Raw genomic sequence first — 16,556 nt, forward strand, 5'->3', positions numbered from 1 at the left:
TTCCAGAGGGCCACCAATAGCTTCGATCACTCCCCGCAGGCGCTCTCCGGAACCGCAGACCTAGCAGGGACTGCGTTCAGGCCTTCCGGGTGCGGCAGGACTCATTCGCCGGATGGCGTCCGTAGGCCGATGTACGTGAATCGGTCTCTTTTGGATGGTTCGCGAGGGCGGCAGGGCCTCCCCACCGGGTTGGATTTGTGATGAAGTGTGGTTCGGGCAAGGTTTGCGGAGGCGGTGCACAGGCATTCTGCCTACGGGAGGCGACCGGCTGATGTTCGCGCAGCAAGCAGCAGCGACGGCAAGAGCAGACCTGATACCCGCAGTCGATTAGGGAGTCCGACAAAGTAGAAACCCTGCGAGCCGGCCCAGCTTAGCCGGCCACGTCCCTGGGCTGTCCTACGTGCGATATGCCCACCGCGGCTGAGATGTTGGTGCCGAGGATTTTGGAGAAGCCCGACGTGCCCTTTCGGAGGGCTCTTCAGTTTCACGTGAAACATTCGTGAAGATCGGCGGTATACCCTGACGACAATGTACTCAACCAGCCATCCCGCTAGACGCGTCTCCTGTGTCGTGGAGAGCCCGTGAATCGCCCGGCTGCTACTGCGGGGCTACCTGGAATTTCGGTACCTAAAGGGGGGTGGCCCACGTCTTGTCTTTTGCACCAAGTATCGGTGCCTGGGTCGATTCCTTTTGTGGGTGATTCCCAACTTTGCCCGGCCATTTGATCCCCGCACTGGGCGCTCTTCCATGACTCATACGAGGCCCTCATTCAAGGTTTGTCAGAGGACGGATGTAGTTTGGCCCCAGTCGGGATGATGTTGGCGCCTTCCCGCGTGCTGGTGTCGGGCCACGGTCGATCCTTTCCGAAACGCTTCGGGTGAGCGGCGGCGGTGCCCTCTCCGCGGTCTGGTTCGCGCGGTTTGGTACGCTTGGGCAGTTATTCCATGGCTGGACACGAGACGGCAGTGTTTCACGTGAAACGAAGGGGCAGGCCGAGGTTCGATGTTGTCATACTTATTGGCCGCGGTCCCCCGGCCGGCAGATTGTTTGACTTGCCATGGTCCTCAGTGATGGATTAACAAAGCGCACGGAAGCCATCGGAGGCGAGACCCGTCCCAGGGCTTGGCTGTCAGCTGCTTGCGACAGGCACGCCTAGCCAACATGACCTCACTGCAACACGAACGCCCTAGTTGGACAAGGTCCACCTAGTTGCTCAATGACATTCAGGTGGGGAGGGAATAGTTACGCGAGATTCCCGTGGGAACGGATGGCTGCATTCGTTCCGCCGGCCGCAGGGGTCATACGTCGAACTGCCAGACCCCGGGTCACTTAAAACTCGGACACGTCGCGCCCGGTCCACAGTCTCCGGATTGACCCCGTCCGTAGTCCCCTGTCCGTGGTCCCCACAGCTGACTTTGCGAGCATCCTCAACAGTCTGACGCCCGTGCTGCCTTAGGGCGCTCGTGCTGCCCCGGTTCTGGAAACCGCACTAGAGCCAGTCACACGAAGCTCCCCGCCGGGCCAACTATTCATGACAGGCACTGGGTATCACGCTGGAAGTTTTCCCTAACCATCGACCGTGGGAGGTGCAGTTGCGTTGCGTTGGGCCAGAAGGGAAAGCCAAACAACGAACGGATTTATGGATCCGGAGGCACTTCCTATCCACCGGTCGTTGTGAAGTTCTATAGTCTCGGATGTGGGTGTGGCGTCAACTGCAGCAGGTGCCTTCGCCTCCCTGGGCAGTGTCGGAGGCGCCAAGCATGTTGTGATTCTGTGCATTGGCCGGTGCATAACTCAGTGGATATCGCTGTGGATAACCATGTGGACAATGTGGGCTGGCTTTGTGCGCGGTGGGCACTCCCGGCGCGGGACTGGCAGGATCCACTACGTCGATCGCCGTCATGGTGTGGCCGCGTTTCACGTGAAACATCCTGCTTGATCAGTGGAGGTTATGAAATATCCCTCAATTTCTGCGTTTTCACCAGATATACGGCGCTTTTCCGGTCTTTTGCGCACCTCATGAGACGAGTGCATCGTCTATCCTCACAGGGCGCTTAACGCGACTCCATTCACATGAGAGCGGCCCAAGATGTGAGCTTGCTCAATGTGGAAAATCACAGGTCGTTGCCACCGGGAGACTATGTGGATAATGCTGTGGATATCTTGTGTGGAAAAGGCTCACTGGGCTGGGGAAAACCTGGCTCCATAGTTGCCCTGTTTTGATGTGCCGGAGATACCCGGCCAGTACGGATGCTTCCGAACTTGCCAACAATAATGCCTAGGAACGGCCCTGGCTGCAGAGCGTATCCACCCCTGATTTGCGGTCCGCACTGCAAACGTGAAGTCATGGCGAGCTGAAAAATGCACCCGGATTCCAATAAGCTTCTTTCGGTTTGGGTGCACCTGGGGTGGTTGAGGCTCGGGACTAAACCGGCCCAAGAGGGCTCGAAGCCAAATTCTTTTCTGTCTCTGGCTGATTGAACCAACTGACGGGAGAGACAGCATCGCAAAGACGAGTGCGTTGTGCCCCCATCTGCGTAGCTCAATCTGCTCACGACTTTCGGATGTGACGGCATGGCAAGAGGCAAGGTGGCGCGTCTACTCGGACTCCTAGACGGCCTAGACACCACGTGATCTTTCCGGCGTCCAGGGCCTAGGTCTGGAATGATGGGCCGTGATCCGAGCCGCCACGAGATTGGCCGGCGCACAAGCCATAGGTTTGGAATGTTGTGCCGCGCTCCATCATCTTCGAATTGGGCAGTCTAGGCGCATAACCGGATACCGGGAATGGGGGGCTCCTGTAGCGGCACGCCGGGCGCCTAGGAAAATCATGTCCGAAGCTATTGAAGAGTTCAGGACCCGTGCTGGGAATAGGGCAGATACTGCCAGACGGATAGGATTCAAGCGACGCGGAGATGACCGGCGGGCAGCTAGGCATTCCTTCGAAGTTCCTATGAGTAGGAGCGCACTCCCCCTCATAGGAGCTAGTCGCTTCAGAGAACCCCGACGTAGCACTGAGCTCATAGATCGGTCTCCAGAGTCGGCGTACGGATGTCTTCCACGATTCGTAGTGATTGGTGGGTGTGACTTGACTGGCGTGGCATGACGCCGATGCAGGTAATTTCAGATGATCCGTTGAGGACCGGCGCTGGCACGTCGCGACAGGGTCTTCCATCTGGTTCCGGCACGGGATATCCGAGCCCTACCCCCGCGGCATGGGGACGCCCTACAGGCGGCTAAGCTACTAGTGTCACATCGCCTATGAATCGCGGCGCGGCCGGAACACGGCTCACGTTAGGCGAACGCGTTATCGCTAAACCCTAAGTCAGTGGGAGCTACCAATTGCTGGCCAATGATTGGACTAACTCCGTGTCTGACGAGTGGGCATCTCCACAGTTGCACGTGGGCTCGACACCATTGATCGAAAAGGCTGCACAAGCAAGCTGCACAAGCAGGCTGTACAAGTTCGATTGGTTTCCATCCGCAGATCGTGTCGGTTTCACGTGAAACATCGATGAGCAAGCACCATACCGTGATTCTCTTGGAATGGCCCCTTTCGCAATCCTGGGTGGGAGCAGCAGCGGATCGATACGATCTCAGCGCTCAGCTATAGACGGGTTGATCTTCGACAGCGTCCTCGCGCCTTTGGTCTTTCGCACCGTAGCTTCTGGCTCAGGCTGGAGCAAACTGGCGTCAGGGACAACCGAACCGCAGGCCGGGGCAGCCCCTTGGATGAAAGCCCTGACTGCGGTGTTGAACAGTCTTGGGAAAAGCTCTTGTACTCGGCCAGGTGTGTCGTCCGTGGACTGGTTGGGCGTCGCGGCTTCGCTGTAGTGGAAACTAGCTAGGGGGCATTTGTTTCAAGGAGAGGTGTGGGGAGCCTTGGGTCCGCGCAACTTGGATCCGCAGTCCGATAGCTACGGCAGAACTCTGAGTAGCCATGACTCGCGGATAGCTAGGCCTGACGTTTCACGTGAAACGTCCGGCTCTGCATTTCACGTGAAACGATGACAGGCCGCCGGCCACTCGAGACCTCGTGCTAGCGGTTACGCGCTTCTGGTCGGACGGCTTGGAAGCGTATTGCGGTTTCGATATTTGTCCCACGTAGTCTCCGATCGGTGCTTAGCAGTCGACGCACCCGGCCTTGGCCTTACCCGCATACGCGACGGGCGCTTGAACCTGAATGGAAGCGCTCCGGTTGTGCCCTTACCGCATCATTCAACCAAGTTCAGTACACACTTGAGGGCGGGCATACGGTGGTTATGTAAGAATTGGTCACCGGCCGAATTTACATGTCGCGTTCCGACTATGCGGAGCAATCCTAGACGCGGCATCGAATCGAGCGACAAATTGCTCTGTGGTCCTGACTGGTTGTACCCCGTCCCAACGTTTCACGTGAAACATCGGGATGGTGGTGATCCACGTTCATGCAAACGAGAGCCGGAGCGTCAATGGGTCAGGCGCACCGCCCCACGCCATGGTCGATTAACGCCGACTTTCCGCCAACTCTGAAGATCGTCCGGCCCCGCCGTCGGCCCCTGCCTTGCGGTCGCAAGTGGCCAAACAGGTCGCTCCGGAAGCTGCGTCGGAGGGTGTACGCCCGGCCTCAGCATGCCACTCCAGAATCCCGATTCCGGCGGCTGAAACGAGCACCACCGCAGCATGGAATCGCGATCTAAAAGTCGAGTTTCGTGATGGTCCATATTGCGGGCAGTGGGCATCGCCAAGGGCAGTTGCAGCCCCTGGCGTTAGGAACTTGAGCCGTGGTTGCCAGCTTCCCGCTGTTCGTGGTCCTGGAAACGCACTCGAACTGTCTCCTGCTGGACCACAGGAACTTCGCTTCGGAAGTAATTCGTAAGGATCTTCGCTTCGGAAGTACTTCGTATTTGAATGTCGTGAGGTACCGCGATTCCGCATTCGGTCTGCTACGGACGTGTTGTTCCAATGAGAACAAGCTATGTGGGGTGAAACTTGCGGCCGATACCTAATTGCGGGTGATTCCCACTCGAGCTGATCGTGCCTCCGGCAACGGGACACCTGTCCGCATGATGATTTTGTAGACGACTCTTCCCCAGGGCATTCAGGGTTCAGGGCCGAGTTCTGTTTTGGGCTACGGTACTTGAGACCGGAAGTGCGCTGCATGTTTCACGTGAAACTTCCGCGCCACGCCGCTGAAGTAGTTGGTAGTTGCACCGATCTAGGCGCACACAAGCGTTGGCTCACTCATGTGTCCACCGCACCGGGGCCTTCCACGAGTAGCAGCCTCCCTCTCAGCGGTACTTGGCAACGGTGCCGATGAGGCATTGGTCCCCCGAACCAATGAACCAGGCGAACTAATGGCCCTCAGAGTCCGGGAATTCGTTGTATTGCCCTGGCGCAGGGCCAGTCCAGCCCTGTTCGGAGGCAGGCTACCGTGGAGGGCTTTCTGATGAAGATGGATGAAATCCACAACTCAGCGAAGTTGGGTATCGAAAGGGCTCACACCCCTGGAGTCCCAGTCGGGGAAAAGCTAGGCGAGTTATGCTCTCCCCCGCTCCCGGCCGCCCCATCCCTCCAACGACCATGCGTAACCAACGACCACGCGCTGAGACGGCGTCGCGGGACAAACAAAAAGCGGTGGCCATCACCGTGGTGTGGTGATGGCCACCGCTAGTGGCAGGCAGTCTACGAACTACGAGAGGACGTCAGCAAATTCCTTTTCGAAGAACTGCTTCGGCTTGGCGCCGATAACGGTGTTCTTCACTTCGCCGTCCTGGAACAGGTAGACGGCAGGAATGGAGGTGATGCCGTACTCCGCTGCGATCGCCGGGTTGTCATCAACGTTTACCTTGACCACGTTGACCTTCTCGCTGTACTCGACAGAAATCTCATCCAGGATGGGACCGAGTTTACGGCAGGGGCCGCACCATTCAGCCCAGAAGTCCACGATGACCGGCTTGTCGGCCGACAGTACATCCGTGCTGAAACTTGCGTCCGTTACGTCTTTTGCGTTGCTCATTACCTTGTTGTTTCCCTTCGGATCAATAGTGCGCTGTTAGGCGTGGAAGTCTGCGAGGTAGTGCTCGACGTCGATGGCTGCAACGCAGCCCGAGCCGGAGGCAGTGATGGCCTGGCGGTACGTGGGGTCCACAACATCGCCGGCCGCAAACACACCCGGCACACTCGTCTTGGAACTGCGGCCGTCGACGGCGATGGTTCCCTCCGGGGTAATGTCCAAGGTGTCCTTGACGAGTTCGGTGCGCGGATCGTTTCCGATCGCAACGAAGACGCCGGTTACAGCCAGTTCGGACTCGGTACCGTCCACGAGGTTCTTCAGCTTCAGGCCGGTGACCTTGTCTCCCCCGATGACATCCTCAACGCCGGTGTTCCACACAAAGTTAATCTTCTCGTGCGCCTGGGCGCGGTCGCCCATGATCTTGGAAGCCCGCAGGGTGTCGCGGCGGTGAACCACGGTGACGGACTTGGCGAACTTCGTGAGGAACAGTGCTTCCTCCATGGCGGAGTCGCCGCCACCGATGACAGCGATGTCCTGGTCCTTGAAAAAGAAACCGTCGCAGGTTGCACACCAGCTAACGCCGTGGCCTGAAAGTCGCTTCTCGTTGGGAAGCCCGAGCTCACGGTATGCCGATCCGGTGGACAGGATGATCGCGCGGGCCTGGAAGGTCTCCCCCGTGGCGATGGTGACCGTCTTGATCTCGCCTTCGAGTTCCAGCGCAGTGACGTCCTCGAATTGGATCTCTGTGCCGAAGCGGGCGGCCTGCTTTTCGAAGTTCTCCATGAGGTCAGGACCCATGATGCCTTCAGGGAACCCGGGATAGTTCTCCACATCGGTAGTGTTCATCAGTTCCCCGCCGGCAGTGACGGAACCGGCAAGCAGCAGCGGCTTCAGGTTGGCTCGTGCCGTATAGACTGCGGCGGTGTAGCCTGCAGGGCCGGAGCCGACGATGATGACATCACGTACCTGGGACGCGGTGTTTTCTGCGGTGCTCACTGTACGGTGAACCTCTTCCTTAGTCGATGCGCCTGCTTTTGCTGGCCGGCCACATGGCACAACCGATTGTTGAACCTGAATATTCCGGGCAACGAGGTGGACCAGCAAGGCGCCACCACTCAGGGTACCGCCTTGCTGGTCTGGAGGGCTCCGTGTTACCGGGTGTCTGCTGCTACTGAACCTTGATTTCGGCAAGGCGCAGGCCATAGCCGAATCGCGTCTTCGGTGCCGCCAGCTTGGGCAGGTTCTTGATGGACACAATCACATACTGAGCCGTGACAGGCTCCGAAAGCGGCATGGTCAGGTCAGGTGACGTGAAGCTGTTGGTGCCAACCTGCTTGGCGCCTTCCATGGACGGACGGTCGTTCGTCAGGACGCTGATGTTGCCCCCGGAGCCGCCCAGCTGGTTGAGCGTGATGGAGGACACCTTTGACGGACTCTTCAGCTTCACCACCAGGGAAACATCGGTAGCAAGGCCGCCCCAGTTGTCCGTGGCGAACTCCATGTCGGACCAGTAGCTGGCCGCGTTGCCGTCGAACGTCTTCGTCAGGTCACCGTCGTAGGTGGCGGCAAAATCGAAGTTGCCAAGTCGGGACACGCCCTCAACGGCCGGCGGACCTGCCACCGGCGCCGAAGTCTGCGTTGACGAGGGCTCACCACTGGCCTGCGGCTCGGAGGAGCTGCTGGTCGTTCCCGGAACGGGATTGCTCTGGGGTTCGGTCTTGAACAGGCTTCCCAAATTGGAGACGGCGAAGATCAGGCCCACCACCAGTACGGCAGCCAGCAGCCCTCCCACGAGCCAGCGCATGGACCGCGGCTCGCGCTCCGGAGGCTCTTCGTCGTCATAGTAATCGTCCGTTTCATCGCCGCCGCCGCGGCCGGCGAACGCCGGGAATGTGGCTGCCATCCGCTCCCGGGCGGTTCTGGCCGGCCCGGTGGAGCGTTCTTCTTCCTCCGGGTAGTGGTCATCGTCGTTCGCCCACAAGGAGACTTTGGGCGATTCCGCGGCCGGGGCCTGGGTACTGATGGCTTCGGTGTTCTTCCCACCGTTGGCACCGGACTGCTGCGCACCGGACTGCTGTGCACCGGACTGCAGCGGAACGGCCCTTTGAGGGGTGGTCGCCTGCGGTGCAGTAGTAGGCCCGAGGGCCGATTTGCCTGCTGCTGCTCCGGCAGCGAGTCCTGCCGCTCCGGCAGCGGCAGCGGCTGCACCAGCCCCAGAACCAGCCCCGGCTCCGCGTGAACCGGCGGTACCGGCTCCGGAGGAGCCGACGGAGGGGGCCGACGCCGGGCGCACGGGTGCGGCACGGGGCGGCACCACAGGGGGCACTGCCGGCGGGGACGACGCTTTGCGGTCCTGGCCGGCCTGCTGGTTGTTGCCGTAATTGATGTAACCGGCTTCGACTTCTTCTTCGTCGTACTGGCCGTCATAGGTTTCCGGCTCGTGGGACCGTGCCTGCCCGAAAATTTCGCTGCCCAGGGTGTCCGTGAAAAAGGGCTCCACATACGGCGGATTGGAGGCAACCACGAGGTCCAGGAGATCGGCAGCCGACGTGTGGTTGGTGATCAGGTAGGTGGTGGATTCGCTGACGCCCAGGTCCAGGATCTGCACATGGCCGGGACGTTCCCCGGTGGCAACCTCGCGGGCGCTCTGGGCCACCTGCTCCGTGTTGTCAGGACCCGCAACCAGGATGCTCACCGGACGGTTGAGGACCTGGTCAACACCGTCCAGCACCAGATCATGGTCGTGTGAGGTCAATACGGTGGCGGTGACCTTGTAGCGGCCGCCGAGCACTGATCCAACATCGATCGGGTGGGACACGGGTTCCTCCTAGACTGTCCGGGGAATCGCCGCCTCAATCATGCCAAAGCGGATACGCCGGTTAGCCGGTTAATTTCTGGTCTGTTACTACTACCCTAGTTAGCTTCTGATCCTAGCCGATGGTGTGTGACGGCCGCGGGAGACAGGCACAGGGAAACCGGGGTGATGTCACCTTTTCTTCCTGCGCCGGGCCCTATCGGACCGCCTGCTGAAGTACGGGTTCCGGCCGGCTGTTCCCTGGAAGGTCCGGCGTCCCGGGAGCGGGATTTCCTCGCGCATGATGCTCCCCCGTGCCGTGCTGGGCTGGTCTTCAGCCGGGAGGTAACCGCCCGGGGAATTGGTTGGCTGCGCTTCGGCACGGGCTGCTGGCTCCTCAACCTGCGGTCCCGCGCGGAACGAGGCGGCGTCGAATTCGCCGGAAATCCTGGGGATCAGGCCGGTGTCCACGGAAACGGTGGCGCGTTCCGGCGTCGTGCGTTCCCGGCCAGTAGCGGTGGCCGGCCCGGTGCCGCCAGCCGCGCCACCGGCGGCTTCCGCCGGTGCGGTGGGAGCCGAGCTGCGGCCCAGCCGGCCGAGAAGCGGTTGCAGCAGGTCCCGCAGTTCCGTGACGCGGAATAGCTTCAGCAGGAACAGGTACGCCACCAGCATCACAGGACCGACGACGACGATGGTCACCAGGGCTTCGATCCTGCCGCTCCAGGCGAAACCGTCGGCACTGTAGCTGCCCATGAACCACAGCGCGCCGGCACCCGCCAGTGCGGAGCCGAGCGCTGCGTAGCCCATCCGTATATAGGAATTGGCAACACGGGGACCATCCAGGTGTCCCAGCAGGCGGCGGAGGAAGAACGCGCTCACCACCACCGAGAGGATGTTGCCGCCTGTGTAGAGGATGGCAATGGCAAAGATGATCTGGTCGAAGGGCAGGAACTGGATGGCGAAGGCCGCCACGACGTTGACGATCGCCAATACCAATTGGATATAGAACGGCGTGCGGGCGTCCTCATTGGCGTAGAAGACCCTGGACATCATGAAATTGGCGCTCATGAACGGGGTGCTGAGGGCCAGGATGGTGAGCGTTTGGGCCAGCATCACGCCGTCCTGCACCTTGCCACCGGAGAAGAACATGCCCAGCGGGCCGGCCAGCGCGAACAGGGCCAGTGCCCCGAAGACCGTGGCCACCGCCATGGTGCGGAGGCCGTGGGACAGGGCGTCGCGCAGCCCGGCCCGGTCACCGTCCTGGGAGGCGCGGGTCATGCGGTTAAAGAGCACAGTGGCCAGCGAGAGCGCGATGATGGAATGCGGCAGCAGGTACAGCTGGCTGGCCACTTCCAGCACGGCGTTGCCCGGGAGGAAATCGGCCGCCGGATCCCCTGCCCGTTCCAGCCGCAGCCGCTCGGTACCCGGAATGGTGGCAATACGCATGACGTAAAGGAAGGCCAGCTGTCCGACGGCGGCGGTCAGCAGCGTCCACACGCTGAGTTTGGCTGCCTGTCCCAGGCCCACCCCGCGCCACCCGAACTTCGGTCGGAGACCCAGCTTGAGCCGGAACACCGGAATCAGCAGGATGGCCGTCTGCGCAACCACACCGATGGTGGAGAATCCGGCCACCAGGAACGTCTGGGTGGGTCCCCAGTTGTCCAGCGTATGGGGATTCGTGAGGTTGGGTCCGAGGATCCAGATGAACACGCCCAGCCCGGCGATGGCCACGATGTTGTTCAGGATGGGAGCCCACATGGCCGGCCCGAATGCCCCGTTGGCGTTCAGTACTTGCGTCAGCAGGGCATAGAGGCCATAGAAGAAGATCTGGGGCAGGCACCAGAAGGCAAAGGAGACCGCGAGGGATTTCTGTTCCGGCGAGTATCCCTGGGTGGTGAGTTCGATGACCCAGGGAGCCAGGAGCGTCACCAGCAGCGTCAGGGTGAGAAGCACCAGGACAGCCAGCGTGAGCAGCCGGCTGATGTAGTCCGATCCCCTGTCCGGCGCTTTACTGGCCTTGATGATCTGGGGAACCAGGACAGCGTTGAACACGCCGCCGGCCACCAGCAGGAAGATCAGGTTCGGCAGGTTGTTGGCATTGATAAACGTGTCATTGACCGTGGAGCCCAGGCCAAGGGCCGCCCCCAGCATCCACGTTTTGCCAAAGCCGAGGAAACGGGAGACCAGCGTTCCGGCAGCCATGATCGCACTGGAACGGGCCTCGCCTTGCTGGACAGTTTTGGATTCAGTCACAGGACCTCAGAGATGTTCCGGCAGGACTTCTCTGGCGAGGTCGGCGATGCGGCGCTCATTCGGAAAGGACAGCTTGCGGGCGAGCTCGTGGATGGGCACCCAGGCGACATCCACTGCCTCCTGGTCGGGATCGTTCTCGATGGTCAGCTCGCCGCCCGTGGCCCGGAGCAGGTAGTGGTGCACAGTCTTGTGGACCCGGTGCCCGCTGACGGTGAACCAGTAGTCGATGCTGCCCAGCGGGGCCAGGATGTTTCCGCTGATGCCGGTTTCCTCGGCGATCTCGCGGACGGCCGCTTCCTCGTTCTTTTCCTTGCCCTCCGGGTGGCCCTTCGGGAGGCACCATTCGAGGCGGCCTCCGCGGTTAAGGCGGGCGATGATCGCAACCCTGAGTTCGCCGTCGGACGTATCAACAACAACGCCGCCGGCGGAGATTTCCTCGACGGTGGGCAGCGAGGCAGGCCCCGGGTGCGGGGCGGGCGCGACATGGGCACCGATTGCCGACGGCAACGGTGGGTTTGTCCTCCTGCCAGGAGCACTCGGTACGGGATGGGCCATGAAGTCCACTCTAACGACTCTTGCCCGTTCCTGATGACCGGAACATGACAAGAAAGTGGACTGCGTGTGACGTGGATTCCCGAACCACCGGCGTAACGGCGCGGTTCGGCGGCCGCTATTGGTGCTTGTTGGCGTGGTTTTCTGACAAGCTTAAGTAACTATGGCGCACGCACATCAAAAGTCCGACCCGCACACCGTCGATTTCAAGGTGGACCCGGTGGTCCTTGAGCTCGGGCAGCGCTTCGTCGACGCCGGACATGAATTGTCGCTGGTGGGCGGGCCTGTGCGTGACCTCTTCCTCGGCAGGCTCTCCCCTGACCTTGACTTCACCACGGACGCCACGCCGGAGCAGACCCTCGCGTTGATCCGTAAGTGGGCGGACAACTTCTGGGAAATCGGCAGGGCATTCGGCACCATCGGGATGCGGAAGTCAGGCTTCCAGATTGAAATCACCACCTACCGCGCCGAAGCGTATGATCCCGAGTCGCGGAAGCCCATGGTGGCCTTCGGGTCGTCGCTGACGGATGACCTCCTGCGCCGGGACTTCACCATCAACGCCATGGCGCTGCGGCTGCCCTCGATGGAGCTCGTGGACCCGTTCGGCGGTGTCCGCGACCTCCATGCCTCCGTGCTGGCTACTCCCGGCGCGCCGGAGACGTCCTTTTCCGATGACCCGCTGCGCATGATGCGGGCGGCCCGCTTTGCCTCGCAGCTTGGCGTGGCGGTTCGCGAGGACGTTAAGCAGGCAATGGAGCAGATGGCGGAACGGATCACCATCATTTCGGCGGAGCGCATCCGCGAGGAACTGGTGAAGCTCATCTGCGGCACGCACCCGCGGGTGGGCATTGACCTCCTGGTGGACACCGGCTTGGCCGAATTCGTCCTGCCGGAGGTGTCCGCGCTGCGCCTGGAAGCCGACGAACACCACCGCCACAAGGATGTTTACCAGCACTCCCTCCAGGTGCTGGAGCAGGCCGCAGCCCTCGAAACGGATTCCGACGGCGCCGTGCCCGGCCCCGATTTTGTCCTGCGCTTTGCAGCGCTCATGCACGACGTCGGCAAGCCGGCCACGCGCCGTTTTGAACCGGGCGGTGCGGTGAGCTTCCGCCATCACGACATGGTGGGCTCCAAACTGACCAAGAAACGGATGAAGGCCCTCCGCTTCGACAACGACACCATCAAGGCCGTGGCACGCCTGGTCGAGTTGCACATGCGTTTCTACGGCTATGGGGAGGCCGGCTGGAGCGACTCCGCGGTTCGCCGCTATGTGACGGACGCCGGACCCGTCCTGGAGCGGCTGCACCGGCTGACCCGGTCCGATGTGACAACCCGCAACCAGCGCAAGGCGGACCGGCTGTCCTTCGCCTATGACGATCTTGAAGCACGCATCGCGTCATTGCGGGAGCAGGAATCGCTCGAAGCGGTCCGGCCGGACCTGGACGGGGGCCAGATCATGGCCCTGCTGGGACTGAAGCCGGGGCCGGTGGTGGGCAAGGCCTATAAATTCCTGCTTGACCAGCGCATGGAGCACGGCCCGCTCGACCGCGACGTGGCTGAGGCCAGGCTGCGCGAGTGGTGGGCGCAGCAGCCCGAGGCCGCCGAACCCCAGCCAGCCGCCGGCGTCGAACTTTCCACTACCGAGGAGTCCTAAGTGGTTTCACTGAACAGCAACGCCCGCCCCCAGCTCTGGATCCTGCGCCACGGCGAAACCGAATGGTCCAAGAGCGGCCAGTACACCGGGCTCACCGATCTTCCCCTGACGGTGGAGGGCGAGCAGCAGTCCGTTGAGGCACGGAAGGTCCTTGACGCCGTCGACTTCGACCTGGTGTTGACCTCACCGCTGCGGCGGGCACGCCGGACGGCGGAGCTGGCGGGTTTTCCCGACGCCGAACAGGAACCCCTCGCCGTGGAATGGAACTACGGCGACTACGAAGGGATCAGCTCCGACCTGATCCGCAAGGACAACCCGGAGTACCTGATCTGGACCCACGGCGTCCCCAACGGCGAAGCGTTGGAGGAAGTAGCCGGCCGGGCGGACAAAATAGTGGCCCGGGTGCTGGAATCCGGACTGGACAACGTGCTCATTGTGGCCCACGGACACTTCTCCAGGATCCTGACTGCGCGCTGGCTGGGACTGGATCCGCACGAAGGCCGGCATTTCATCCTGGGGACAGCGAAAGTCTGCACGCTGGGCTGGGACAAGAAAACCCCCGCAGTGGTCCGCTGGGGACTATAAAGACGATTTATAAAATACTTCGGGGAATCTTCTAAATTCAGTAGTCAAATGCCCTTTGGGTAGTGTAATTTTATTCCTGACTCCAGTGCGATTTGCCAGGGTCGTCGGCGCGCGCTGCTCAGTTAGTCAACTGCTCAGCGGCATAGCAGAAAAGGAGGTTGGGAAAATGATTACTTTGACTAGCGGATGGAAGATGACCATCACCGCCACCCCGGCCTCCGTTGCTGCCTCGCGCCCTTTTCGCGGAGTGACTGCCTCCTAACCTGCTGATTTCCGGCTTTTGCAGCCGGAACCCACGGTGACCGCCTTCCCTATCGGGGAAGCTACCGGCGGTCGGCTGTCCACGCGGCCCCCTCGCGGTGACGCAACACCCCCATAGTTCGGAACCCGGCTTCTTGTTGGGGAGAGCGGCGTTGCTGCGTCCGGGGCCACCCTTCGCCTGGCGAAATCCACCCCTTGCTTTGGATTTAATAACCGGGGCATATTCACCGGGCATTCCTATGCCCTAATTACCGCAATTAATTCTTTCAAATTAGCGGCTCTATTTGTCGTGCCCAATTTCGGGCGAAAACACCATCAAAGGAACCAGAGTGAGCATCACCGCCAGCACCGCGCAACAGGCCGACCGTGACCGACGCCGGCAAACAGACCACCGGCAAACACGCCGCCCGGCAACACCGCGAGAGGAGGTACCCATGATGAAAAGGCTTGCGAGGGTTCTACGCCTCGGCTGGCAGCCGGCCCTGAAGGACAGGACGCTGTTCAACGGCCAGCTCCTCGACCAGAACCGTGAAGACGTGTACGTCGTACTGCACCAGATGGGCGGCGTCATCCGCTGACCCGGGACCTTCTCTCCGTCCTGTCCACGCCGCGCTGCAGCCGGCAACGGAAATATCGAGGAGGACCCGGTGGCGACAACCGACATCCAGGCACAAGGAATATCTCCACAAAAAGCCCACGCGGCGACGCGTGGGCTTTTTGTTGGCGCGGTTCCGCCGGGATGTGAGCGGACGCCAGGTTGACGTCCCGTCAGGGGCAGGTGAACGAGATCAGGGCCATCCGCTGGAAGGTCACGTTCTGCGTCTGCCGGCATCCCGCCGCTTCGAAGGCGGACAGATCATTGGGAGCTCCGCCCCCGGCACCAACGAACCAGACGTCTCCGCGGCTCCTCAGCTGGTCAGCCGTGACTGCTGCATTCGTGCCCCAGAGGGTGCCCGAATCCGCCGGGCTTTCAGCAAGCGAAAGGTCGGTGATGAGCCGGAAATCCTGCGGATAGGCAAGGGCCATGTCCCGCAGTTCGGGGTGGAGGTACACGATGCTGGCCGGCTTGCTTGTTTGCGAGGCGATCAGGCCTGCAATCTGCCGTTCTGTGTCCACTGGTTCGTTAACGAAGCTCTTGATCGTGAGCTGGGGAACGAGGCTGCCCAGGACAACCAGGGTGGCGGCGATCGGCAGGAGCCACCTGCGGCCTGCGCGGAGCCGGTCAAGGCCCAGGCCCACCAGAAGGGCGAACAGCGGAGCCGTGAATGTCAGGTAGCGGGCAACATAAACGGGCTGCAGGGCCACACTCACCAGGAGAAGGCCAAGCATGGGAAGCGCCACGCCCGTCAGGCTGAGGACCACCAGGGGACGGTAGGAGGACATGCTGCGCACAGACCACAGCCCCCAGGCGACGAGGCCGACCTGGGTGAGGCCGAGGACCAGGACAAAAGCGAGAACCCACTGCGGCGGGAGATTGCCCGTGGGACGGTCGTCCCCATAGAAGAACTGCTTGACGGCGGCAATCGTGAGGTTTTCCAGCAGCGAGCGGTTCTGGATCCATTCGACCTGGGCTTTTTGGGTCATGGCAAAGAGCAGAAAGGGCAGGACGGCCGCCCCGGCTGCCGCACACGTGATGAGCACCGCGAGGGGCCGCTTGCGAAGGATGATGGCGGCCAAGGCGTGCGAGGCGACGGCCAGCGCAAAGAACATGAACATGCACACGCCGGCCACCGCACAGAGGCCGTACAGCACCCAGTCGATGGGGCGGTTCGATTCCCAGGCCCTGATGAGCAGAAGGGTGAGCCCCACGGCCAACAGCGCGGTGAACGCGGACTGCCGGGCCTCCGTTCCTGCCCACACCATGCGTGGAAGAACGGCCAGGACCAGTCCGGAGGCAACGCCGATGGACTCCGAGCCGAGTTTTCGTCCAATGATGACGGTTCCGGCGCAGGCGAGCCCCACGGCCAGCGCCGAAGGCAAGCGCATGGCCACTTCGGAGAACCCGAAAACAGACGTCCAGGCATGCATGAAGAAGTAGTAAAAGCCGTGAACGGCATCCACTGACCGCAACAGTTCCACCAGGTCGGCCGGCGAACGTCCGGCTGCCGAAATCGTGGCTATTTCGTCGTCCCAGAAAGACGGATTCCAGGAACCGACAAACGCGATGAGGAGGGCCAGCACTCCAATGCCGGCAGGCGCCGGCCACCGGCCCGCCCAGGGAAGCTGCGCACCGTCCGACGGCGCAGCCTGCCGTAGGCGCTGCCGGTCGCGGACGCGGGAAAGCTGATTCACAACAGGATGCCCCCTGAGGCCTGATGGTTGCGGCGGAACAGACCGACCTCGAGTCTGCTCCTGAACGAAAGAGCGGAAGGGGCCATCGTGGGAAAGATCCACACGGCGCACACGTTTGACGATACACCGTCCCCGGACGGCGGGGCCCGATACTACAGGGGGCGACGGTA

The 16,556-nt window shown here is 61.7% G+C and carries 9 protein-coding genes; 3 read left to right on the forward strand and 6 right to left on the reverse strand.

Annotation, left to right across the window (positions count from 1 at the left end):
• Nucleotides 1-5,671: 5,671 nt before the first annotated feature.
• The 5 genes from trxA to RW112_RS09530 form a co-directional block, all read right to left on the reverse strand.
• Complete coding sequence (trxA, locus tag RW112_RS09510) at nucleotides 5,672-5,998, reverse strand: thioredoxin (RefSeq protein WP_214955833.1); 327 nt, start codon at nucleotides 5,996-5,998, stop codon at nucleotides 5,672-5,674.
• Between the two features lie 36 nt (nucleotides 5,999-6,034).
• Nucleotides 6,035-6,991, reverse strand: a complete 957-nt coding sequence (gene trxB, locus RW112_RS09515; protein ID WP_317781498.1) for a thioredoxin-disulfide reductase — start codon at nucleotides 6,989-6,991, stop codon at nucleotides 6,035-6,037.
• Between the two features lie 172 nt (nucleotides 6,992-7,163).
• Nucleotides 7,164-8,813 carry an ABC transporter substrate-binding protein gene (locus RW112_RS09520; RefSeq protein ID WP_317781499.1) on the reverse strand — a complete coding sequence of 550 codons (1,650 nt, stop codon included), beginning with the start codon at nucleotides 8,811-8,813 and terminating at the stop codon, nucleotides 7,164-7,166.
• 168 nt (nucleotides 8,814-8,981) lie between these two features.
• Complete coding sequence (gene murJ / locus RW112_RS09525; RefSeq protein ID WP_317781500.1) at nucleotides 8,982-11,042, reverse strand: murein biosynthesis integral membrane protein MurJ; 2,061 nt, start codon at nucleotides 11,040-11,042, stop codon at nucleotides 8,982-8,984.
• A 6-nt stretch (nucleotides 11,043-11,048) separates the two neighbouring features.
• Entirely contained in the window at nucleotides 11,049-11,549 is a 501-nt protein-coding gene (locus RW112_RS09530; RefSeq protein WP_305942912.1) for an NUDIX hydrolase, read from the reverse strand.
• 208 nt (nucleotides 11,550-11,757) lie between these two features.
• Between RW112_RS09530 and RW112_RS09535 the strand changes: the two genes are divergently transcribed.
• The 3 genes from RW112_RS09535 (at nucleotide 11,758) to RW112_RS09545 (ending at nucleotide 14,672) form a co-directional block, all read left to right on the forward strand.
• On the forward strand, nucleotides 11,758-13,248 hold the full coding sequence (locus RW112_RS09535) for a CCA tRNA nucleotidyltransferase (protein ID WP_317781502.1): 1,491 nt from the start codon (nucleotides 11,758-11,760) through the stop codon (nucleotides 13,246-13,248).
• Nucleotides 13,249-13,833, forward strand: a complete 585-nt coding sequence (locus RW112_RS09540) for a histidine phosphatase family protein (RefSeq protein ID WP_305942910.1) — start codon at nucleotides 13,249-13,251, stop codon at nucleotides 13,831-13,833.
• A 695-nt stretch (nucleotides 13,834-14,528) separates the two neighbouring features.
• Complete coding sequence (locus RW112_RS09545) at nucleotides 14,529-14,672, forward strand: hypothetical protein (RefSeq protein WP_305942909.1); 144 nt, start codon at nucleotides 14,529-14,531, stop codon at nucleotides 14,670-14,672.
• Nucleotides 14,673-14,862: 190 nt separating this feature from the next.
• On the opposite strand, the gene RW112_RS09550 is transcribed toward RW112_RS09545, so the two are convergent.
• Complete coding sequence (locus tag RW112_RS09550) at nucleotides 14,863-16,386, reverse strand: glycosyltransferase family 39 protein (protein WP_317781505.1); 1,524 nt, start codon at nucleotides 16,384-16,386, stop codon at nucleotides 14,863-14,865.
• Between the last annotated feature and the right edge of the window lie 170 nt (nucleotides 16,387-16,556).

Origin of the sequence: Arthrobacter sp. B10-11, from assembly GCF_033142195.1 — a bacterium.
Lineage (GTDB): Bacteria > Actinomycetota > Actinomycetes > Actinomycetales > Micrococcaceae > Arthrobacter > Arthrobacter oryzae_C.